Source organism: Deinococcus roseus (assembly GCF_014646895.1).
In the GTDB taxonomy this organism is placed as follows: domain Bacteria; phylum Deinococcota; class Deinococci; order Deinococcales; family Deinococcaceae; genus Deinococcus_C; species Deinococcus_C roseus.
In genome coordinates, this window is the sequence record NZ_BMOD01000001.1 from 119,172 (window position 1) to 140,592 (window position 21,421).

The window sequence follows — 21,421 nt, forward strand, 5'->3', positions numbered from 1 at the left end:
CGTCCCAGGTGCTGCTGGTGGTGAAGGCTGCAGACAGAATCGCTGCCTGCTGGCTGACCTGGGAGGTCTGGGAAAGCCCCTGAACATCGGTCTGGCTGCAGGCAGCCAGAGAAGCGGTGAGCAGCAAGATTCCAATCTGTCTCAGTCCAATCTGTCTCAGTCCAATCTGTTTGAGGTGCTTTGACTTCAGAAGTTTTGGCATGGTTCACTCCTTTCGGTGGGGTCTTCAGGTTCTGACCCTTTAAAAAATGCGACATCAGAGAACAATAAAAAACCGTCAGGATGAGGTGAGAGACTCACCCTGACAGTGGAGACTGTGTAGCTTAAAAGCTGTGTAGGTTATTTGAGGTTGTTGTAGATGGCTTTGGCGAGGGTTGCGGTGCTGTCGTCACCATCCAGGGACCAGACCATGCTGCCGCCCAGTCCTTTGGCCTTGATGTACGCGGCCTTGTCTGCAATGACCTGCTCGTCGTCGTAGCTCCAGAAGGTGCTGCCGTTGTACACCCACATCTGCTTGGTGACAGCGTTGCGGAACTTGGTACCAGCGAAGTTCTTCAGCACTTTGTAGTCTTCGATGCCAGCTTCATAGGTGCCGGGGGCAGCTCCAGAGGCGCTCTGGTACAGACCGTTGTTGACGTTGGGCACGCCGGTCCAGCCACGTCCGTAGAAGGGGATGCCCACGACCAGTTTGTTGGCAGGCACACCAGCGTTCAGGAAGGTTGTGACGATGTTGTCCACACTGTAGTTCTTGGAGGGGGCGGTGCCAGGACCGTTGGGATCGGTGTAGAGGTTGCTGTGGAAGTTGGTGGGTCCGGTGGCGTCCCAGGCTCCACGGAAGTCGTAGGTCATGATGTTGATGAAGTCCAGGTAGTCCTTGTAGAGGGCGGGTTCCTGGTTGGCGACCTTGTCTGCACCACCGGGGGCAGCGATGGTGAGCTGGTAAGGCTTGCCCGTGGTTGCAGAGAGGGCATTGAGCTGGGTGCGGAACTCTTTGAGCAGCAGGGTGAAGTTCTGCTTATCGGCAGCACTGGCGGTGTTGGTGGGCAGACCGCCGCCACCGGGGTATTCCCAGTCGATGTCGATGCCGTCGAAGACACCTGCGCCCACACCTGCTCCACCGGTGGCAGAGCCAGAATCCACGGGCAGGTTGCCTTTGATGTAGATGTCAATGCAGCTGGAAACCAGGGTTTTGCGCAGGGCATCGGTGGAGGAAGCGTTGGAGAACCACTTGCTCCAGGTCCAGCCACCCAGGGAGATCAGCACTTTCAGGTTGGGGTACTTGGCCTTGAGTTTCTTCAGCTGGTTGAAGTTGCCCTTGAGTTTCTGGTCCCACACGTCGGCAACGCCGTCTACAGATTCGGCTGCAGCAAAGCCCTTCTGGTAATCAGCGAAGGCGTCGCCACCGTCCTGGTTGCCGCTCTCTGCACGGGTGATGATTCCGCACTTGTAGGTTCCATCTGGCTGAGCGTACACATTTCCGAAAGCGTAGTTGATGTGGGTGAGGGTGGAAGCCGTGCCGCTGGTTTCGATGTTCTGGACCTTGTAACCACGGCCATAGATGCCCCACTGGGAGAAGTAGGCGACTCGACGGTAGTTTCCACCAGGCTGCACAGGGATGTTGACAGTGACATTGACAGCAGTGCTGGTTTTGTTGTTGCCCGCAGCATCAAACGCTTTGGCCGTGTAGCTGTAGCTGCCGTTCTGGCTGCTGTTGCTGTAAGCATGGGCATAGGTGTAGGGTGCGGTGGTGTCGGTGCCCAGCAGGGTGGTGCCCCGGTAGAACTCCACTTTGGACACGCCCACATTGTCAGAAGCTGTGGCGGTCAGGTTCACGTTGCCTGCAGCAGTCAGGTTGGTGGGACTGGCAGCCAGGCTCACGGTGGGAGCGATGGTGTCACCAGAACCTGCAATGTTGACCGTCACGCTGGCGGCGGTGCTGGTTTTGGTGTTGCCAGCGGCATCAAAGGCTTTTGCAGTGTAGCTGTAGGTGCCGTTCTGGCTGCTGCTGCCGAAAGCGTCAGCGTAGCTGTAAGGGGCAGTGGTGTCGGTGGCAATCAGGGTGGTGCCCCGGTAGAACTCCACTTTGGTCACCCCCACGTTGTCCGTTGCAGTCGCAGAGAGGTTCACATTGCCTGCAGCCGTCAGGTTGGTGGGGGAGGCAGTGATGGAGGAGGTGGGAGCAGTGGTGTCACTGGAACCGCCTGCACAGCTTGCACCGTTGATGGTGCAGGTGTTCACGCCGCTGAACACTCCGGTGCCGCCGTAGGACACAGTGACGCTGCCGCCTGCGGGAATGTTTCCGCCACCCCAGGTGTTGGGCAGGATGGTGTAAGAGCCGTCTGCATTTTTGGTGGCACTGCCGCCTGCTCCCCAGGGCGCACCAGAGATGTTGGCCGTGCCGTTGAATTTAAAGTTGAGGGTCCAGTTGGTGACCGCTGCAGCGGTGTTGTTGGTGAGGGTGATCACCCCGTTGAATCCACTGTCCCAGGCACTGCTGGTGGTGAAGACGGCAGTCAATCCCGTGGCCTGCTGGGTGACTTTTGCAGTCTGGGCGAGGGGGGTGGTTTCGCTGGAGCAGGCCACAAAGGTGACGGCTCCCATGACCAGAAGACCAGTGATGAGCAATGACTTCTTCACAGTAAAAAACCTCCTAGCGTGCGGATCCCGCACACATGAGCAAACAAGTTGATGGGTTTGTGTAACCAAACTATACCCAACCACTTTATTACCAATTCCAATTTTGTATAGACAAATTTTACCGGTATATGTGTGATCAATTTCTCAACTTTACATGTAAATATCGAGTAGAAAATAGATTTCTCGACTGGTACAGGTTTTCCTGCAGGGTGGTATTATGTTACCACTTGCATACCAATTCCGCATCTGGTCCTATCCACCCACACCACTTCAGCACCACCACATCAAGTGGTCCCAGTCAAATGCGCAAATTGATCAAAATGCCATCGGTCCAACATTTACAATTGCTTTACAACCCAGCCTCTCATTTCACTTCTCAGCGAAACACCATACCTCTCATCCAGAAGGCTGCCCCCTCAGGAGCACAACACAAAAGGCCAGCCGAAGCTGACCTGAGGATTTTTGTGGTGTTTTGTGGTGAATTGCAGTGAAGGCGTTTAGACTGCGCCGACTTTTTCAGCAATGATGCCCTCGATGTACTTGACCACGTTCTCCAGAGGGAGCCTGGACAGCACATCCTCCAGAAATGCCGTCACCAGCATCTTCTCTGCACTGGCACGGGGAATGCCGCGAGACAGCAGGTAGAACAGTTGCTCATGGTCCACAGGTCCGGTGGTGGAACCGTGGGAGCAGCGCACATCGTTGGCGTTGATTTCCAGCTGGGGAATGCTGTCGTTGCGGGCTTCGCTGGACAGCATCAGGGTGCGGTGCTTCTGGTAAGCATCGGTCTTCTGGGCCCCCAGATCCACCTTGATCATGCCAGAGAACACGCCTCTGGATTCATGGCTGTTCACGGCCTTGTAGAGCAGGTCAGAGTGGGCGTGGGGAGCAGCATGATGCTGCAAGGTGTAGTGGTCAAAGTGCTGGTCTTCACTGGCAAAGTACAGACCCAGCATTTCACTGCTGGACCCGCTGCCCCGCAGGTAAGACTGCATTTCGGTGCGGGAAAGGTCTGCACCCATGGTGACCACCAGGCTGTTGAGGGTGGCGTCACGGTCCACATCACCACGCTGGCGCTGGATGTGGGTTACACCTCTGCCCCAGTTCTGCACGCTGACGTAACGCAGGTTGGCTCCATCGCGCACGATCAGTTCCACAGCCCCGAAAGCGTAGGCATCAGACAGTTCATGGCTGTCCTGCTCGTCAATGAAGGTCACTTTGGAGTTGGCTTCTGCAACAACCAGGGTGCGGGTGGCGGTGTAGGCTCCACTCTCCTCCATCACACGGAAGGAACCCAGGGGGAGGTCCACTTCCACGCCACGGGGCACGTACACAAAGGCACCGTTGGTCCAGACTGCAGCATTCAGGGCGCTGAATTTGCCTTCAGAAGGATCCGGGGATTTGCTGGGGGTGGTGCCCGGGGCAGCAATGGTGGTGTCGTCTGGCACTTCAGCAGGCACAATGCTGTACAGGTACTTGCGCACCAGATCAGGATGGGTCTGCAGGGCACTCTTCAGGTCGGTGAAGACCACACCCTTGGCAGCCAGTTCCTCGGGAACGTGCTTGTAGACCACATCAGGACCGTTGAACACCAGGTAACCCGCCACGTCGGTGCTGGCCAGACGGGCTTTCACCAGTTCAGGCAATTCTTCAGCGCTGCTGACAGGTTGAACAACCTGGGCCGGTTTCAGGCTGGGAAGGTCGATGTAAGACACATCGGTGTATTTCCAGGCCTCCACCTTGCGGTTGGGGACAGGCAGGGTTTCATAGAGGCCAAATGCCTCCACTCTTTTCTGGGCAAGCCACTCTGGCTCACCGGTGCGGTTCAAAATCTGGGTCATTGTTCTCCTCGAAATTCAGGGGACTGCACAAACAGACACTACAGTTTCACAGGGGAAGGATTCACAATTTCAGCCCTGGGCACAAAACTTCTCAGCAGCGCACCCGCCAGTTCTCTGGCCGTTTGCTGGTCTGTGCTTCCAGAGAAGAAGTTGCGCTGGTAGGTGTAACGCCAGAGGGTGTCACCGGACTGGCGTTCAATCACCCGCAAGGTCACCTGGGAAATCAGCTGTGGATCGGAGGGCTTGCCGCCCTCGCGGCTTTCCACATTTGCCACCAGCAAATGGTCTCCATCGGTTTTGGCTGGATCCCAAAGCAGTCTAAAGCGGCGGGTTTCCAGTTCGGTGGCCAGGAGGTCCTTGAAACGGCCTCCCAGCGCACCGGAGAATTCACCCATCACAAATGCATCCACCACCACGGGTTTTTTCAGCTCCTGTTGCAGAGCAATGGGGGTTGCCTGAAGCACGGTGGCTGGCGCACAGCCAGAGAACACCAGACAGAGCAGGAGTGCAGTCCAGGGGTGCTTCATGCTTTAACCGACAGATCCTTCCATTTCCAGCTCGATCAGGCGGTTCAGTTCCACTGCGTATTCCAGAGGCAGTTCCTTGGCAACGGGCTCGATGAATCCGCGCACAATCAGGCCAGCAGCTTCGTCTTCAGAGAGGCCACGGGACTGCAGGTACAGGATCTGATCATCGTTGATCTTGGAAACGGTGGCTTCGTGGCCCACAGAGGCGTCTTTTTCCTGAATTTCGATGTAGGGGTAGGTGTCGGTGCGGGCCTCATCGTCCAGCAGCAGGGCATCGCACTCCACGTTGGACTTGCTGCCGTGGGCACCTTCGTAGATTTTGACCAGTCCACGGTAGCTGGAACGGCCAGAGTCCTTGGAGATGGACTTGGAGATGATGGTCCCGGAGGTGTTGGGCGCAAAGTGCACGATCTTTGCTCCGGCATCCTGATGCTGACCGCGGCCCGCCATGGCGATGGAGAGCACTTCACCACGGGCACCTTCTTCAAGCAGGTAACAGGCAGGGTACTTCATGGTGACTTTGGATCCGAGGTTGCCGTCCACCCATTCCATCACGCCGTCTTTGTAGACAGAGGCACGCTGGGTCACCAGGTTGTAAACGTTGTGGCTCCAGTTCTGGATGGTGGAGTAACGGAAACGCGCTCCAGGACGGACCACAATTTCAATCACACCAGAGTGAAAGCTGTCGCGGCTGTAACTGGGAGCGGTGCAGCCTTCGATGTAGTGGGCCTGTGAGCCTTCCTCGCAGATGATCAGGGTACGCTCAAACTGTCCAGCGCTCTCTGCATTGATGCGGAAGTAGGTCTGCAGGGGGATGTCCACCTTCACGCCTTTGGGGATGTAAACGAATGAACCACCGGACCACACAGCGCTGTTCAGGGCAGCGAATTTGTTGTCTTCGGGGGGAATGACCGTGGCAAAGTATTCACGGAACATCTCAGGATGCTCTTTCAGGCCGTCTTCAATGGAGAGAAACAGCACGCCCAGTTTTTCCCACTCCTCTTTGAGGTTGTGGTAGACCATCTCGGATTCGTACTGTGCACCCACACCGGCCAGAGCAGCACGCTCGGCTTCGGGGATGCCCAGACGCTCGAAGGTTTGCTTGACATCATCGGGCACATCGTCCCAGCTTCTGGCATTGACGCCCTCGGGCTTGATGTAGTAGTAGATTTCGTCGAGGTCCAGGCCAGAGAGGTCGGCGCCCCAGGTGGGCATGGGCTTGGAGTAATAGATGTCCAGGGCTTTCAAACGGAATTCGAGCATCCACTCGGGTTCATTTTTGGTTCTGGAGATCATTTCCACGACTTCGCGGCTCAGGCCTTTGGGCGCTTTGACAGAGTAGCGCTCGGGGTTGGACCAGCCGAACTCGTAGGCGTTGTTGATGCTTGCAATTTCTTCAGACATTTCTGTCCTCCTGTGTGGGCCGGGTCTTGAACACTAGACTTCCCACGTGGACTGGTACGTCCGGTTGGCCAGACACTCCAGCAGTTCTTTTTTCACGGTCAGGGTTCTCAAGATGCGGGCTTTCAGCTCATGGCCTCCAGCGGTGTCCAGAATCTCTCCGTGCTCGATGTCCGCACTTCTGGCATACACCATGTACGGGTTGATGATGCACTTGAAGTCCAGCATGAGGGACATTGCCGCAGAAGAATAGGACATGTAACTGTGGTGCAGTCCTCCGATGCTCACAAAGGTGATGATCCTGTCAAACCAGACCGCAGTGCGTCCCAACTCTGGATAATGGGTGCCCACCGTTTCGATCAGTTTCTTGAGGTTGGCACAGATGCTCCAGTTGTACACCGGAAACATCAGGATGATCCCCTCGGCCCCCAGAATTTTCTCTCTCCATAACCGCGTGTTCGGGTGGTTGAAAATCTGGTCGTTGTCGAAATCGGGCAGAAGGTGGTCCCCATAATCCAGCCATTCAAAATCCAGGGTGTCAGAGGCATGCTGCTGCATCCACTGGGCCAGCATTTTGCCTTTGCTCTCTGGATCAAGACTGGTGGAGATGAGGATCACCCTTGCCATGTCACAGCCACACTCAGGCGTTGGCGAGTTCTTTGACCCAGTCGTAGCCTTCGGTGTCAAGCTTCTTGGCAAGCTCAGGGCCACCGGACTCCACAACGCGGCCATCCACAATCACGTGAACTTTGTCAGGCACGATGTAATCGAGCAGACGCTGGTAGTGGGTGATGATGATGCCACCAAGACCCGGGCCACGCAGGCTGTTCACACCTTTGGAAACGATTTTGAGGGCGTCCACGTCCAGACCGGAGTCGGTTTCATCCATGATGATGTACTCGGGGTCCAGCATCAGCATTTGCAGGATTTCGTTGCGTTTCTTTTCACCGCCGGAGAAACCAGCGTTCAGGTAACGCTCCACGACGCTCTCGGGCCATTCCAGCACTTCGAGGGCGTGGGTCAGCTTCTGGTAGAACTCCATGAAGCCCACTTCTTCCCCTTCGGCTTTGCGGGCCTGCATGGCCAGACGCAGAAAGTTGGCGATGGTCACGCCAGGAATTTCCACAGGGTACTGGAACGCCAGGAACAGGCCTTTGCGGGCACGCTCGTCGGGTTCCATTTCCAGGATGTTTTCGCCGTCCAGCAGGATTTCGCCAGATTCAACCGTGTACTCGGGGTCACCGATCAGCACTTTGGCAAGGGTGCTCTTGCCGTTGCCGTTGGGTCCCATGATGGCGTGCAACTCACCTTTGGGAACAACCAGGCTCACGCCATTCAGGATTTTCTTGTCTCCGACAGAAACGTGCAAGTCACGGATTTCGAGTTGATGGGTCATGTGGTGGTGCCTCCATTTTTTCCATCCCACAATTGGTTCTTGTGGGATTTCTGGGTCTGCCAGGATGCTGCTTATTGCGAGTCATTCCTATTTCCAGAGTCCATTGTAGCCGCCAAATCACTTAAAGTCGAGTGATTTACTGTAGATTCTAGACCCTTTCTGGAGCGAAAAATGTCCTGTTGGCACCATGAGAAACATCGGGGCGGTACTGGTGTGGAGACAGGTATGAGGCTGTAAAATTGCAGCACAGATGAACGATGTGATGTACAAAAGGGCAGGCCCGCTGGTCCTGCTCATTCCAGAAAAACCCGATGAAGAACGGGGAAAGGTGGCAGAGGCCTGGGAAGAACAGGGAAAAACAGTGCTTGCCCTGGGAAAATTCTGGGAGCCTCCAGTTCTGGACTGCAGCACTGTAAGGCTTTATGGCAATGACACTTTACTGTCTGGTGCTGGCCCAGTTGCTGAATTTGCAACTGGTCTCCCCTGCTGAAGATTTTCTGGTTCGTGTGGATTCCAGGTGGCTGAAACGCAAAGTCTGGAGCAACACCATCAGGGACCTCCAGCCTACGGATTTTCCCCTTTTTGCAAAATCTGCAGTGCCCAAACTGTTCCGTTCTGGGGTTTTTCAAACCCTTGCGGATCTGAAACAGGAGTGCACAGGATTGGAGCCTGACACCCAGCTGATGTGTTCAGAAGTGGTGTCTTTTTTGGCCGAGGCACGGGTCTTTGTGCTGCAGGGCCGCCTGATGACCTGTGCCATTTATGAAGGCGAGGGATCTCTGGAAGATTTTCAGGAAAGCATTCAGCCTTTTCTGTGGGAGCATCAACTTCCCGAAACCTGCACTGCAGATTTCGGCTTCATTCCAGAGAGGGGCTGGGCATTGATTGAATTGAACCCCACCTGGGGGGCGGGTTTAAACGGGTGTGATCCTGGGGCCGTCAGCCTGTGTCTGGAACATGCCTGTTTTCCCATTCAAAACCCTCTTTGAGCTTCAAAAGGGCTTCTGGACCTTTCACTTTCTGATTGAAATTCTCATATGATAAATGAGGAGGTCTCATTGAATTGACCCTTGCTCAATGGCCCGTTTATTTTGTTTCTCAGCCTGTCACTCACACCATGAGGTATCAAATCTGATGCAAAACATCAAATCTTTTCTGCTGCTGGGCACTGTGGGGCTTGCTTCCTGTGGGATGCTCTTTCCTCAACCCCACACACCCTCCACCCCTGAGGGTTCTGAGGCTGCTGTTGAAAAGCTCTGGGTTCCCCCCACCTGCAGCCCCTACACCATCAACGGCTCTGGCTGGACCCGAAGCTTCGTCACAAACGATGGGTCTGCACCTCTGAATTACCACAGTTACGCCACCCTGCTCCCCAGTACCAGTGACATCAAATTGCTGCCTTATGCCATCAACAACAGTGGAAAAACCACCCAGGCCCTGCCTTTTTTCTACTTCTACACCTTCCGTCCCATCCTGCCCCTGACGGGAACCCCTGAAGGCGGTGGAAGCGCCACCCAGGTGTACATTGACACCCAGGTCATGGAAGGACTGGTGTACCGTGCAGCCACCCAGAAATTTGAACTGGTGGTCAACAACAACGCCAATGCCTTCAGAACCATCTCTGGCACTGGCGTGGTCAGCAGCCAGATCAACAGTGGAAAATCGTGGGGCTCTTTCAGGAACAACACATTCCTTCCCAGCCAGAGGCTGCTGGTCGAGGCGTATCTGAAAGGCAACATCACCTATAAAAATGAAATGGTGCTTGCAAATTACCAGGGTCAGGGCAGCAGTCCACAGAAGTGGTTTAAAGTCAGCATGCCTTATCAGGAGATGGTGATCAAGGTTACTCCAATGGAGTCTTACGCGAATGACACCTACTTTCCGGCAGAGAATCCCAGGTATTACACGGTCCCGGTGCGGGGTTTCACCAGCACCCCAGACGCAGAACACCGTTTTGTGCTGCGCAACGAGTTGTTTTATGAAAATCCCTATGACACGTCCAGAGGCACCACGCTTTCCGCAGGGACCACCGCTTTCTACAGCTGGCTGAACACCCGCAAGGACTTTGTCCTGAACTGGAACTTCACCAACCTGCGTCTCGCCCAGGCTTCAGTGGATGGCAGCAACAATCCCACCAGCCTCAGCGGTGTTCGAGATGCCTCTGGCTGGAACCTGGGCAGTCCTTCAGGTTTCAACGCTGCCAATTGCACCAGCAAAACCGCGCAGGTGTACCAGAGCGAAAAACAGGTGGATCACATCATGCCAGCGGCCACCCAGAGCCCTGCCACCCTGCCCAGTCCCAAACTGTCTGGACCATCGGTAGACAGCATCAAACTCCGAACAGTCAGCAGCCGGGATCCTCTCATTCTGGAAAAAAGAGGCACCACCACTTTCGTTTTGAAAAACACAGGCGCCCAGACCCTGACCTACCAATGGAACCTGGACCATGACCTGGTCATAGACGATGGTGGGCAACCTGACCTGATGGCCCCAGGAACATCCCGTACTTTTACCGTCAGTGCGCCATGTCCAGCAGAACCCCTCACGGGACGACCTGTGGTGGACACTTATCTTCAGACACTGAGCCTGTCCACCAATGATCCCACCGGGTCTGGGTACAACGCATACAAAGCCATTCAGGTTGAAGTCACCTGTGCCGCCAACACGCTTTATGGCTGGAGTTCTGGGAGCACTTTGTATGGAAGCAGCGAATACCCTGCAAACAGTGCTTCTGTCCAGTTTGAACCCAGCAACAATCCCCTGGGCTACTTTCAAACACGGCTGAACCCGGATCTGGTTTACAGCAACATCAAGGAAGTCAATCCAGCAGGAGGATCAGGCACCTGTCAGGGGGCAACCAACCGGGCAAACAATGCCAGCCGCTGTTTCTGGGCAGAAGTGGAAGCCAATCCTGCGTATCAGGCGGGCAACACTGTTGCCATGGTGTGCGCCAGACAACTGCGCATGGCTGCCATTGTTACTTACGTCAATGATCCCAATGCTGCTGGCTATCTTCCAGCTTCAGCACTGTACGGCACTCCTACCAAAGAAGCAGAACATCAAACGGCCATTTGCAACAATCCCAGTTTGACCATCATCGGGCCCGCTGGAACCTCCGAAACCTTCAGGTACACCGTGAGACACAGCCAGGGAAACCGAACCTATGCAGTCACCGAGGGGGGATTTGATCCAGACCCTGGGGCATTCAATGCTCAGGCTGTCTCCTGTGCTTACCGACTGCACAGCGCTGCAATCATCTGGCAAGTCAATGAACCAGGACATGACACAGGGTATCCAGCGGCATCTGATCTGTATGGAGATGAAACCAAAGCCATTCATTATGGCACCCTGGCCTGCAACACTCCATTGATGGTGATTTCTGGAGATGCGGTTACCAGCGGTTCTTTTCAGTACACCGTGAAGCACACCTATGGCAGTCAGGTTTTTACCGTCTCTGAGTCAGGTGTATCTCCTGATCCCACCCCCCGCACACCAGAAACCTTGGCTTTTTGGTGCAGCCTTGATCTGTATTCTGCAACCAGAATCTGGAACAGTGAGCACGATACCGGATATCCTGCGGCATCTGAGTTCTATGGAGATGCCACCAAGGAAGCCCTTTACCACACCAGACACTGCAACAACCCCGACCTGACCATCACGGGTGCAGCCGTGTCCAGTGGGCCTTTTCTATATACCGTGACCCACAGGTATGGCAACCTGATCTACACCCTCACCCCGGACAGCCGAACCACCACCAGCAAGTATTGATGGTGTTCCTTCAACACCCTTCCTGGTCAACCAGGAGGGGTGTTTTCAATTTGCCCGAGAACTTGCTCACCTCTGGTGTGCTGGATGTGAAGTTGCCTTCCCGCAGCACTTTGTGCTGATGGCTGACACCTGACGGCTTTTTGCTGCTACACTTCCCCCATCAGCTCTGCAAAAGCCTGGACCACCTGGGGATCAAAGTGTGTGCCTGATTGTTCCTGGATGTAGGACAGCACTTCTGCTTCAGGAAGCCCTTTGCGGTAGGGGCGGTCACTGGTCATGGCGTCCCACACATCCACCACCGAAAAAATCCTTGCAGAGAGAGGAATCTGTTCCCCTTTGAGGCCCAGAGGGTACCCTGTTCCGTCCCACTTTTCGTGGTGGTGGTAGGGGATGTCCAGGTCCCGCTGCAGGTATTCGATGTCCCTGAGCATGTTGCGTGCCCAGACCGGGTGCTGCTTGATCACCTCGTATTCATGGGTGGTGAGTTTGCCAGGTTTATGCAGGATTTCATCGGGGATGCCCAGTTTGCCGATGTCGTGCAGCAAGGCACCCCTGCGAATGTGCTCCAGAGCCTGCCCGGAAAGGCCCATGTGTTTTGCCAGCCTGAGGCTGCTTTCCATCACCCGTTTGGAGTGCCCCTCGGTTTCGCGGTCCCGCAAATCCAACGCACGCACCCAGCCTTCCAGGGTGGCGTCGTAGGTGCGGATCAGTTGCTGGTTGGTGTGCCGCAGTTCGCGCATCAGGGCCTGCTGGTACACCGAAATGGCCAGATGGGAGGCCAGCAGTTCAAAGAAGGACAGCCACCAGGCGTTGGGTTTCAGGGTGTCCCGCTGGAACACCTCCAGAATTCCGAGCAGTTCCCCTTTGACGATCAGGGGCGTACCCACATAGCTTTTGAAGCCTTCTCGCAGCAGAAATTCACGGGAATCAGGTGGGAAATCCTCGGGGTTGATGTTGGGGATCACCTGGGTTTTCATCCGGGAAAGCACCACCCCGGCCAATCCTTCATTGCGCCCAATGCGGTATCCGTAATCGGTGGGGGTGAGGTGCCCGATGGTGTCGATGAGTTCCAGGGTCTGGGTGGCCTCGTCCCACATGAAGAAAATGGCTGCATCTGCCTGCAGCGCTTCACGGGTGTAATACAGCACCAGTTTGAGGGTGTCCTGCCACTCCAGATGGTCGGTGATGCTGACCTGCAATTCCTGAAAGTAATGCAGGGCATTGAGGTAACGCTGGAACACATGCTGGCGTTCCAGGGCTTTTTGCAGGTGGGTTGCAAGTTCGGGCAGCACATCCCAGTGCTCTCCCTGCAGTTCCCAGCTCTTTTTGCGCTGGTCGTCCAGCCTCACCGAAAACGTGCGGCTGGCAGAATTGGGGGAATCCAGCACTGTGAAACCCAATTTTTCCTGCAGGAATTTCTGGGTGCACTGCAGAATTTCATGCTCGCTGGTGTGCTGGGAGAGGTCCTGCAAAAACTGGTTCCAGTGGTCTTGCAGTTGCTGGTCCCGCACCACCAGCACCGAGCCATCAAAGAGCCGGTAGATGCGCCAGCTTCCCAGAAAGGCCTGCAATTCCTGCCCTGCTTGAAAGTTTTGCACCAGGGTCTGGAGGTCTGGAGGAAAAGACCAGTCTGCGGGTGCCTGCAACACCGTGCCATCTGCACCAAGCACCACTGGATCTGACAGCTTCACACTCTTCCCTCTCCTTCTTTTGCTGGGTGACTTTTTTCTGGGTCACAGTGTACCGAAAAAGCCCTGACCACTTGTTTAAAAAGAGCCTGTCTGTGCCGGGTTCAAAGGGTCATCAAATCTGAACATCCAGCGCAGGATTTGCAGGTGTGTTTCCTGAGTGTACCCCCAAAGAAGTCTCAGAAACACCGGGCACACTTCAATCCGGGATGAGTTCTTCTGGATCTGGGTTTTCAAACCAGGTGGCCCACAAATCCATTTCTGCAGCCGTGATGGGATAACTGCCCTGCAGGTTGTGGTTTCTGGCTGCCACTCTGGCTTTCAGTTCTTCGAGGGGCACATCCAGATAAATCAGGCAGGTGCTGGCTCCAGCTTCCCGTGCCCTGCTCCTGAAATCCTCACGTTCTGCCCTGGACCACACGCCGTAATCCAGCACCACATTCACACCCAGTTTGAGGGCTTTGACAGCCAGATCCAGCAGCAGGGCTTCCATGGTGTCTCTGGCTTTCAGCAGGTCCGGGGTGCTGTGCTGCTCTCCAAAAAGAGGCAGCATCCACTCGTCGGTGGTGAGGCGCAAAGCTGGAGCCTCCTGCTCGATCTCTCTGGCACAAGTGGTCTTGCCTGCTCCGGGAAGGCCACACATCAGGTAAAAAGTGGGCTGCATGACAAGAGCATATCTAAAGGACCAGCAGACCTGTGGCAAGGTCTGAGCATTCTCGGACCTTTGATCGTTTGTGACACCTTCCCGTTCTCCTACCGAGGGTCTTTCAGCCTCTTGTGCATCACAAACCAGAACACCCACAATCCCACAGATGCCAGGATCAGCATTGTTTTGAGCAACACAACCACACCTGGGGGTTCAGACAGAATCAAAAACTGAAAAACAAATATTCCCTGCACGAAAGCAATCAAAAAAGTCAAAAATCCTGGGCTCATTTTTCCAGAGGGCTTTTCTTTTTTATCCTCTCCCTGCAAGCGTTTCTTGAGATTGCCAAAAGACCACCAGATTCGGTAAATTGCCAAGAGGAACAGCAGAATTTTGCCTGTCAGACCATAAAATGAATGGCTGTATTCAGACACATCCAGCAGCACATAAAGCACGCATAGAAAAACCAGGGCAGCCAGCAGCGCAATCAGCACATCAAGATACAGTTTCCATTTGGAGTCACCAGACACATCCAGATTATAGGGTACGGCTTGCAATGACAGTCCTTAAGGATTTGCTCGTCTTGTACAACGATCGCATCACCAGGGTTACCTGAAAATCGTCCAGATCTAGACCTGCTTGCTGTACAAATTCTGGAAAAGTGAGATGGATCGCTTCACCAAAAGCTGACCTTTCAGGTAAACTGCAGCCATCCTTCGGGGCGGGGTGCAATTCCCCACCGGCAGTGAAAGGTTGAAAAACCTGCAGCCTGCGAAGCCGTGCAATCCACATCGCGCGGCCCGAGCCTGGTGAAAATCCAGCGCCGACGGTGACAGTCCGGATGAGAGAAGGAGATCCCACATGCCCCCGCATGCTGGGAAGGTTATGTTGTATCAAGACAGAACAGAGCAGGACACCCACCTGATGCAGGAGGCGTTATCGCTTGCTGCACGGGCACTGGGTCGCACCAGCCCCAACCCTCCGGTGGGCTGCGTGATTTACCACCACGGACGGGTGGTGGGTCGGGGATTTCATCCGAAAGCTGGAGAACCCCACGCTGAAGTGTTTGCTTTAAAGGATGCCGGAGATCTTGCCCGTGGCAGCACCGTTTACGTGACGCTGGAGCCGTGTTCACACCATGGCCGCACCCCACCCTGCGCCGATGCCCTGATTGAAGCGGGCGTCAGGCGGGTGGTGGTGGCCGCACTGGATCCCAATCCGCTGGTGTCTGGCAAAGGAGTGGAGAAACTCAGGAACGCTGGCATCCAGGTGGCTGTGGGTGTGTTGCAGGAGCAGGCCACTGTGCAACAAGCCGGATTTCGCACGCGCATTGTGCAGGGGCGGCCCAGGGTGACCTACAAGTTTGCCCAGACACTCGATGGCAAGATGGCCCCCCTGCAACGGGAGCAGGTCTGGCTGACCGGTTTGTCCTCCCGGCGTTTTGTGCATGAATTGAGGAACCAGACAGATGCCATTGCTGTGGGCAGCGGGACGGTCCTGATGGACCACCCGCAACTCACCACCCGCCTGGAAGGCCGCGACGACACCCGCGATCCCACCCCGGTGGTCTTTGACCGCTCTGGACGGGTTCCCGTGACCGCAAAGGTCCTTCGTGAAGGGGCCGTGGTGGTGACCGAGAGCCAGCAGGTTTACCCTGAAGGCATCCGGGTGATCCGTTCTGCAGACCTGAGAGAAGTCCTGCAGGAACTGGGGACCCTGGGCATCAACAGCTTGCTTCTGGAAGGAGGCCCCACCCTGGCCAGCGCGTTTTTGAAGGCCCACCTGATTGATGATTTGCTGGTGTTCATCACCCCCAAAATCATGGGAACGGGCCTCAGTTCCATCTGGACGGAATTGTCCGGTCTGCAGGAAGTGCATGGAATGCATGCAGAAAATCTGGAAGAGGATGTGCTGTTAAGGGCCTTCCTGAATCCCATTCCGGGCGTGGAGGGTTGAATGTTTACTGGAATTGTTGAACAGACTGGAAAAGTGACTGAAGCAAACTGGCAGGACGGAAACCTCAAGGTGACCGTGACCCCCCAGAAGATGTGGAGTGACCTCTCACTGGGAGAAAGCATCGCCTGCAACGGGGCCTGCCTGACCGTGGTTGGCTGGGATGACCACAGTTTTGCCGTGGAACTCTCGCAAGAAAGCGTGAACAAGACTGCTTCCCTCTGGAAGCTGCAAGACACCGTCAATCTGGAACGGGCCATGCCTGCAAATGGGCGCTTCGGGGGCCATGTGGTGACCGGACATGTGGATGGGGTCGGAGAAATTCTGCAGGTGGAAGCCCAGCCTGGAGCCTACACCATCAAGGTGTCCGTTCCAGATGAATTCGCCCGTTACCTGATCCCCAAAGGCAGCATCACCGTGAACGGGGTGAGCCTGACCGTGGTGGATGTGGGCGGTCCTGCAGGCAGCAAAGCAGACCTGCAAACCAACGAATTCACGCTGTGGATCATTCCGCACACCCTGGAAGTCACCAGTTTAAAAGGCATCAAAGCAGGAGATCTTGTGAACCTGGAATACGACGTGCTGGCCAAATACCTGGAACGCCTGACCCTGGTTGGGGGTGCAAAATGATCTCCCCCATTCATGAACTGATTCAGGACATCAAAGAGGGCCGCCCGGTGGTCCTTGTAGACGATGAAAACCGCGAAAACGAAGGGGATGTGGTGGTCGCAGCCGAATTCGGCACCCCCGAGATGATCAACTTCATGGCCCACAAAGCCTGTGGTCTGATCTGCGTGTCGATCATGCCAGAACTGGCCTCCAGACTGGATCTTTTGCCGATGGTCAGCAAGAACAGCGACCCGAACGGCACCGCTTTTACAGTCAGCATTGACCACACTTCCAACAGCACCGGAATCAGTGCCCGTGACCGCTCCAGCACCATCCTGGCATTGCTGGACGAAAACACCAGAGGCGAGGATTTCAGAAGACCGGGGCACATCTTCCCGCTGATCTCCAAACCCGGAGGGGTGCTCAGGCGTGCAGGTCACACCGAAGCTGCCGTGGATCTGGCCAGACTGGCTGGCCTGAAACCCGCTGGCGTCATCTGCGAAATCATGAACGAGGACGGCGAGATGAGCCGCCTCCCGGACCTGATCAAATTTGCAGAGGAAAACAACCTGAAAGTCGGGACCATTGCCGACCTGATCGAGTACCGCCTCAGGCGTGAACCTTTCGTGCTGGAACAGGCCCGGGCCAAACTGCCCACCGAATACGGCGAATTCCAGATCGTGGGCTTTGAGGACACCCTCTCTGGGCAGGAGCATGTGGCCCTGGTGCTGGGTGAAATCACTGAAGAGCCCACCCTGGTCCGCATGCACAGCGAATGCCTCACCGGAGACGGCCTGCACTCCCTGCGCTGCGACTGCGGAGCACAAAGGGACGCTGCCCTGCAAGCCATCTCAGAAGCCGGAAGCGGCGTGCTGGTGTACCTGCGGCAGGAAGGACGGGGCATTGGACTGCTGAACAAAATCAAAGCCTATGCCCTGCAGGACCTGGGGGCAGACACCGTGGAAGCCAACCAGAAACTGGGCTTTGCCCCGGATTTGCGGGACTTTGGCATCGGGGCACAGATTCTGCACGGGCTGGGGGTCAAGCGCATCCGCCTGCTCACCAACAACCCCCGCAAGCTGCATTCCCTGTCCGGGTTCGGGCTGGAAATCGTGGAACGGGTGCCCCTGCAGGTGGGCCGCAACAAGTTCAATGAACATTACCTCAACACCAAAAAGGAGAAAATGGACCACTTGCTGTGAGAAATGACAGAAGCGAAATCCCAATGGGGGCAGAATCAGTGCCATGAAACGGGAACCCGTTGTGATGGTCCACGGCATCAACGACTCCAGCGCAGGACTCAGAACCATGCGCCAGGTGCTGGAGCACCACGGGCACCATGTTTATGCGCCCGACCTGAAGCCCAACGATGGCAGGCACGGCATCAAGAAAATGGCTGAATTCCTGAGAGACTACATCGACAGCAAAATTCCAGAAGGACCCTTCGACCTGATTGCTTTCTCCATGGGAGGCATCATCGGGCGCTACTACCTGCAAAGGCTGGGAGGCCTGGACCGTGTGAAACGCATTGTTCTGGTTTCCAGCCCCCACCAGGGCACCATCTGGGGCCATGTTTACCCGCTTCCAGGCGTGAAAGACATGGCTGTGGGCAGCGAATTCCTGAAGGAACTGAACACCGATGTGGATGTGCTCGGAAACAAGCCCTGCCTGACCATCTGGACCCCTTATGACATCACCATCTGGCCTCCCCAGCACTGCATCCTCCCCAATGCCGAAAACCATGAGGTCAAGGTCTGGCGGCACGGCGCAATGATGAAAGACCCCCAGGTGATCAAAAAAGTGGTGGAGTTTCTGGATGTGCCAGAAGTCCAAAGCAGTCCTGTGGTTGTGGGTACAGCAGAAAGGAATTTTTAATTGGGGGTGCGTTTGAGATTTCTGGAGGGTAGATCCCCCTGTGCCTCACTTCGTTTGGCACTGTCCCCCTTAACGAAGGGGGATGGTTGGTTCCTTCAATTGGAAGCCATGCCAGACGATCTACAACCCCCCAACGCTGACGGGGGGACCTTCGAGCGAATGCGAGAAGCGGGGGGATCTCACCCGCAATGCTCCCAGACCATCATTTCAATCCACCAGAGGGCGTTGTTCCATCACCGTTGCCCGTCCTTCAATTCCGATGGAGAGGTTCACCGTGCGCCCCGAACCGTGGGACCTGTGGGAGGTGCCCTTGAGAACGGTGTAAGCCTGTCCTGGCGTGAGGATGACAGGCTCCCGGTCCCGGAATTCCAGGGTGAGCACCCCCTGCAGGCAGATGAAGGTTTCGTCGCTGTCAGGGTGGTGGTGCCAGGGGTACTGGCCGGAGAAAACCGACATCCGCACACTGTGGTTGTTGTTCTGCTGGGTCAAAACGTTGGTGTAGGCTTCTTTTGCCTGCGCCGCCAGGGTCAAAAAGTCGATTTTTTCATTCATGGGTTCTCCTGCCCTTTCGAAAGGTTGTGCAACATGCGTAGAGTTGAAGCGAATCTCCTTGCAAACGGTCTGAAGGTTGCCATTGTGAACACCCGCTGGAACCATTTTATTGTGGACCGTCTGGTGGAGGGGGCCGTGACGGCCTTCAAACAACACGGCGGCAATGAGGAAGACCTCACCTTATATACTGCACCCGGTTCCTTTGAGGTGCCTCTGATCGCCAAAAAGCTTGCCCAGAGCGGCAAATTTGATGCCGTGGTCTGTCTGGGCGCCGTGATCAAGGGCTCTACCGACCACTATGATTACGTTGCCGGATCTGCAACTTCTGGGATTGCTGCTGCTGCACTGGATTCGGGTGTTCCTGTGGCTTTCGGGGTGCTGACCACTGAGAGCATCGAGCAGGCCATTGAACGTGCTGGCACCAAAGCAGGCAACAAGGGTGCAGAGGCGATTCTGGCCGTGGTGGAAACGGCGAACCTGTTGAAATTGATTGACTGATTTCTCACTCCTCAACACCATTTCTGTCAGGAGGGCGCAGCGTGCTGCGCCCTTAAATTTTGCAGCTGGAGATTCCTCGCGTTGGGCGAGGCACGCCTCGCCCCTACAGTCGCGGTCACAAATTTCTGCCTTCTGCAAATCCCCATCTGCCCCAACGCCTATCCCACCATGCGCCATATGCTGGATGCCACCTGTTCTGTTTCAGGCTAAAATGCAAGGCATGGTGCATAGTTTTAAGATTGACCTGAAGGGCATCATTGATTTGCTGTCCAATCACCTTTATTCCGATCCCAGTGTGTTTGTGCGTGAACTCTTGCAGAATGCCGTGGATGCCATCACCGCCCGCAAGAACAACGGAGAGCGCTTTGAGCCGAACATCCGGGTTGAAGTGGTGCAGGACGGAGAAACCCGCCGTCTGATCTTCGAGGACAATGGCATTGGCCTGACTGAGAATGAAATTCACGAATTTCTGGCCACCATTGGCCGTTCCAGCAAGCGCATTTCTGAAGCCCGTGAATCTTACCTGGGGCAGTTCGGAATTGGTTTGCTGTCTTGCTTCATGGTGTCCAGTGAAATCCGGGTGTACACCCAGTCCAGCAAGGGGGGTCCTGCTGCCTGCTGGATTGCCCAGCCAGACGGCACCTATGAAATTGCCACCACCACCGAGGCTCCCGAGGTGGGCACAAGGGTGATTCTGGAGGCCCGTGAGGATTTTGATTACCTCTTTGAGTTTGAGAACCTGCAGGAGGACCTGTTCGGGTATGGCGAGATTTTGCCTTATCCCATTCAGCTGTCCAGCGGCGAGGAGCAGATCCAGGTCAATTCCGGGAACATTCCCTGGACCATTTATGCAGAGACAGGCGATCCTGCCCTGAAGGAGCAGGTGCTGGCCTATGCCAGAGAGCGCCTCAATCTGGACGCTCTGGATTGCTTTCCTCTCAAAACCTCTGCGGGTGGGGTGAGTGGGGTGGCTTTTGTGCTGCCTTACAGCACCCAGGCCAACTCCAGGCAGTGGCACCGGGTGTACCTGAAGAACATGCTGCTGGGCTCACAGATTGAGAACCTGCTGCCAGAGTGGGCTTTCTTTGTGCGCTGCTTCCTGAATGTGCAGGGGCTGCATCCCACTGCGTCCAGAGAGTCTTTCTATGAAGATGAACTGCTGACCGAGGCCCGTGCAGAGCTGAACAGCCAGATGCAGGCCTGGCTCAGGCACCTCACCCAGCACGATCATGAGGGTTTGCGGAAACTGCTGCAACTGCATTACCTCCCCATGCGTGCCCTGTCTGTGGACAACGATGAGTTTTACAAACTGCTGGTGCACAGCTTCTCTTTTGAGACCAGCACCGGGCGCATGACGCTGGCAGAGTATTTGCAGCACAACCCCGTGATCCGTTATGTCACCAACCTGGACCAGTTCCGGCAGATTGCCCAGGTTGCTTCTGCTTACGGGCACAGCGTGATCAATGCCGTGTACACCTACGACGTTCCCATCCTGCGCAAGTACACGGCCATGTTCGATGTGGCAACAGAAGAAATTGATGCCACCACCTACGCCCACACCCTGGAAGAGGTGCAGTCCGAGGGGTTGCAGAACTTCCTGCTGCTGGCCCAGGATGCCCTGAAAGACCTGGAATGCCAGATCACCGTGAAGAAGTTCATTCCGGATTCCCTGCCTGCACTGTTCATTGTCAGCGAGGTGCATCAGGAACTGGGTGATGTGGAGCAGGCCCAGGAGGTCAGTGATGATCTGTGGTCGGATGTGCTGGAGGATTACGCTTCTGAACTGCGTTCCCAGCGGGTGGCCCACTTGCACCTGAACTTCAACAATGCCCTGGTCCAGAGCATGCTGCATGCCGAAAACCCCAAAGTGGTGCGCCGTCTGGTGCAGATGCTGTACGTGCAGGCCCATTTGCTGGGCCACCACCCGCTCAGGCAGGAAGAACTGACCCTCCTCACCGAGGGTTTGCAGGAAATGATGTTCTGGGGCCTCAGGGCAGACCGGATGCTGAATTGAGGGGTTTTTGAAATGG

Annotated in this window: 19 protein-coding genes and 1 riboswitch; of the genes, 8 read left to right on the top strand and 11 right to left on the bottom strand. The window is 55.6% G+C overall.

What is annotated here, in order from left to right:
* The 7 genes from IEY52_RS26565 to sufC form a co-directional block, all read right to left on the bottom strand.
* On the bottom strand, positions 1-202 hold a 202-nt coding region (locus IEY52_RS26565; RefSeq protein WP_194510040.1), incomplete at its 3' end, for a hypothetical protein.
* Positions 203-339: 137 nt separating this feature from the next.
* Entirely contained in the window at positions 340-2,637 is a 2,298-nt protein-coding gene (locus IEY52_RS00475; RefSeq protein WP_229684590.1) for a glycosyl hydrolase family 18 protein, read from the bottom strand.
* A gap of 497 nt (positions 2,638-3,134) precedes the next feature.
* A complete protein-coding gene (gene sufD / locus IEY52_RS00490) occupies positions 3,135-4,478 on the bottom strand; it encodes a Fe-S cluster assembly protein SufD (protein WP_188998176.1) in 1,344 nt (447 codons plus the stop codon).
* Between the two features lie 38 nt (positions 4,479-4,516).
* Positions 4,517-5,005 (bottom strand): hypothetical protein, encoded by a 489-nt coding sequence (locus tag IEY52_RS00495; RefSeq protein ID WP_188998179.1) that lies wholly within the window; start codon positions 5,003-5,005, stop codon positions 4,517-4,519.
* A 3-nt stretch (positions 5,006-5,008) separates the two neighbouring features.
* Positions 5,009-6,409 (bottom strand): Fe-S cluster assembly protein SufB, encoded by a 1,401-nt coding sequence (gene sufB / locus IEY52_RS00500; RefSeq protein ID WP_188998182.1) that lies wholly within the window; start codon positions 6,407-6,409, stop codon positions 5,009-5,011.
* Positions 6,410-6,442: 33 nt separating this feature from the next.
* Complete coding sequence (locus tag IEY52_RS00505) at positions 6,443-7,033, bottom strand: NADPH-dependent FMN reductase (protein ID WP_188998185.1); 591 nt, start codon at positions 7,031-7,033, stop codon at positions 6,443-6,445.
* Between the two features lie 13 nt (positions 7,034-7,046).
* Complete coding sequence (gene sufC, locus IEY52_RS00510; protein ID WP_188998187.1) at positions 7,047-7,802, bottom strand: Fe-S cluster assembly ATPase SufC; 756 nt, start codon at positions 7,800-7,802, stop codon at positions 7,047-7,049.
* Positions 7,803-8,224: 422 nt separating this feature from the next.
* Here sufC and IEY52_RS00515 point away from each other — a divergent pair, with 422 nt between their 5' ends.
* Both IEY52_RS00515 and IEY52_RS00520 read left to right on the top strand, forming a co-directional pair.
* The gene (locus IEY52_RS00515) at positions 8,225-8,791 is read left to right on the top strand and encodes an ATP-grasp domain-containing protein (RefSeq protein WP_188998190.1); all 567 of its coding nucleotides are present in this window, start codon (positions 8,225-8,227) and stop codon (positions 8,789-8,791) included.
* A 145-nt stretch (positions 8,792-8,936) separates the two neighbouring features.
* Positions 8,937-11,570, top strand: a complete 2,634-nt coding sequence (locus tag IEY52_RS00520; RefSeq protein ID WP_188998194.1) for a hypothetical protein — start codon at positions 8,937-8,939, stop codon at positions 11,568-11,570.
* Positions 11,571-11,716: 146 nt separating this feature from the next.
* On the opposite strand, the gene IEY52_RS00525 is transcribed toward IEY52_RS00520, so the two are convergent.
* The 3 genes from IEY52_RS00525 to IEY52_RS00535 form a co-directional block, all read right to left on the bottom strand.
* Positions 11,717-13,261 carry a GAF and HD-GYP domain-containing protein gene (locus IEY52_RS00525; protein ID WP_188998197.1) on the bottom strand — a complete coding sequence of 515 codons (1,545 nt, stop codon included), beginning with the start codon at positions 13,259-13,261 and terminating at the stop codon, positions 11,717-11,719.
* Between the two features lie 196 nt (positions 13,262-13,457).
* Positions 13,458-13,922: a P-loop nucleotide/nucleoside kinase family protein gene (locus tag IEY52_RS00530; RefSeq protein ID WP_188998200.1), complete on the bottom strand. Its 465-nt coding sequence runs from the start codon at positions 13,920-13,922 to the stop codon at positions 13,458-13,460.
* An 89-nt stretch (positions 13,923-14,011) separates the two neighbouring features.
* Positions 14,012-14,359: a hypothetical protein gene (locus tag IEY52_RS00535; protein WP_188998203.1), complete on the bottom strand. Its 348-nt coding sequence runs from the start codon at positions 14,357-14,359 to the stop codon at positions 14,012-14,014.
* Between the two features lie 253 nt (positions 14,360-14,612).
* Positions 14,613-14,761, top strand: a riboswitch (FMN riboswitch).
* Between the two features lie 28 nt (positions 14,762-14,789).
* Between IEY52_RS00535 and ribD the strand changes: the two genes are divergently transcribed.
* From ribD to IEY52_RS00555, 4 genes are read left to right on the top strand one after another with little or no spacing between them, the layout of a single operon-like run.
* Positions 14,790-15,860 (top strand): bifunctional diaminohydroxyphosphoribosylaminopyrimidine deaminase/5-amino-6-(5-phosphoribosylamino)uracil reductase RibD, encoded by a 1,071-nt coding sequence (gene ribD, locus IEY52_RS00540; RefSeq protein WP_188998206.1) that lies wholly within the window; start codon positions 14,790-14,792, stop codon positions 15,858-15,860.
* Positions 15,861-16,487 carry a riboflavin synthase gene (locus IEY52_RS00545; protein WP_188998209.1) on the top strand — a complete coding sequence of 209 codons (627 nt, stop codon included), beginning with the start codon at positions 15,861-15,863 and terminating at the stop codon, positions 16,485-16,487.
* A complete protein-coding gene (locus tag IEY52_RS00550) occupies positions 16,484-17,668 on the top strand; it encodes a bifunctional 3,4-dihydroxy-2-butanone-4-phosphate synthase/GTP cyclohydrolase II (RefSeq protein WP_188998212.1) in 1,185 nt (394 codons plus the stop codon). Before IEY52_RS00545 ends, IEY52_RS00550 begins: the two co-directional genes overlap by 4 nt.
* Positions 17,669-17,711: 43 nt before the next feature.
* On the top strand, positions 17,712-18,341 hold the full coding sequence (locus IEY52_RS00555; RefSeq protein WP_188998215.1) for an esterase/lipase family protein: 630 nt from the start codon (positions 17,712-17,714) through the stop codon (positions 18,339-18,341).
* A gap of 207 nt (positions 18,342-18,548) precedes the next feature.
* On the opposite strand, the gene IEY52_RS00560 is transcribed toward IEY52_RS00555, so the two are convergent.
* Positions 18,549-18,893 (bottom strand): cupin domain-containing protein, encoded by a 345-nt coding sequence (locus IEY52_RS00560; RefSeq protein WP_188998218.1) that lies wholly within the window; start codon positions 18,891-18,893, stop codon positions 18,549-18,551.
* Between the two features lie 33 nt (positions 18,894-18,926).
* On the opposite strand from IEY52_RS00560, the gene ribH reads away from it, so the two are divergent.
* Positions 18,927-19,391, top strand: coding sequence for a 6,7-dimethyl-8-ribityllumazine synthase (ribH, locus tag IEY52_RS00565; RefSeq protein WP_188998221.1), 465 nt, complete (start codon positions 18,927-18,929; stop codon positions 19,389-19,391).
* Positions 19,392-19,611: 220 nt separating this feature from the next.
* Complete coding sequence (locus IEY52_RS00570; RefSeq protein ID WP_188998224.1) at positions 19,612-21,405, top strand: HSP90 family protein; 1,794 nt, start codon at positions 19,612-19,614, stop codon at positions 21,403-21,405.
* The last annotated feature ends 16 nt before the right edge of the window (positions 21,406-21,421 follow it).

Excerpts from the sequence above, each read along its gene's own strand:
- IEY52_RS00495 (WP_188998179.1), bottom strand. The coding sequence starts at position 5,005 with ATGAAGCACCCCTGGACTGCACTCCTGCTCTGTCTGGTGTTCTCTGGC.
- IEY52_RS00570 (WP_188998224.1), top strand. The coding sequence starts at position 19,612 with ATGGTGCATAGTTTTAAGATTGACCTGAAGGGCATCATTGATTTGCTG.
- sufC (WP_188998187.1), bottom strand. The coding sequence starts at position 7,802 with ATGACCCATCAACTCGAAATCCGTGACTTGCACGTTTCTGTCGGAGAC.
- IEY52_RS00505 (WP_188998185.1), bottom strand. The coding sequence starts at position 7,033 with ATGGCAAGGGTGATCCTCATCTCCACCAGTCTTGATCCAGAGAGCAAA.
- IEY52_RS00530 (WP_188998200.1), bottom strand. The coding sequence starts at position 13,922 with ATGCAGCCCACTTTTTACCTGATGTGTGGCCTTCCCGGAGCAGGCAAG.
- IEY52_RS00555 (WP_188998215.1), top strand. The coding sequence starts at position 17,712 with ATGAAACGGGAACCCGTTGTGATGGTCCACGGCATCAACGACTCCAGC.
- ribH (WP_188998221.1), top strand. The coding sequence starts at position 18,927 with ATGCGTAGAGTTGAAGCGAATCTCCTTGCAAACGGTCTGAAGGTTGCC.
- sufB (WP_188998182.1), bottom strand. The coding sequence starts at position 6,409 with ATGTCTGAAGAAATTGCAAGCATCAACAACGCCTACGAGTTCGGCTGG.
- IEY52_RS00515 (WP_188998190.1), top strand. The coding sequence starts at position 8,225 with ATGGCAATGACACTTTACTGTCTGGTGCTGGCCCAGTTGCTGAATTTG.
- IEY52_RS00550 (WP_188998212.1), top strand. The coding sequence starts at position 16,484 with ATGATCTCCCCCATTCATGAACTGATTCAGGACATCAAAGAGGGCCGC.
- IEY52_RS00520 (WP_188998194.1), top strand. The coding sequence starts at position 8,937 with ATGCAAAACATCAAATCTTTTCTGCTGCTGGGCACTGTGGGGCTTGCT.
- IEY52_RS00545 (WP_188998209.1), top strand. The coding sequence starts at position 15,861 with ATGTTTACTGGAATTGTTGAACAGACTGGAAAAGTGACTGAAGCAAAC.
- ribD (WP_188998206.1), top strand. The coding sequence starts at position 14,790 with ATGTTGTATCAAGACAGAACAGAGCAGGACACCCACCTGATGCAGGAG.
- IEY52_RS00560 (WP_188998218.1), bottom strand. The coding sequence starts at position 18,893 with ATGAATGAAAAAATCGACTTTTTGACCCTGGCGGCGCAGGCAAAAGAA.
- sufD (WP_188998176.1), bottom strand. The coding sequence starts at position 4,478 with ATGACCCAGATTTTGAACCGCACCGGTGAGCCAGAGTGGCTTGCCCAG.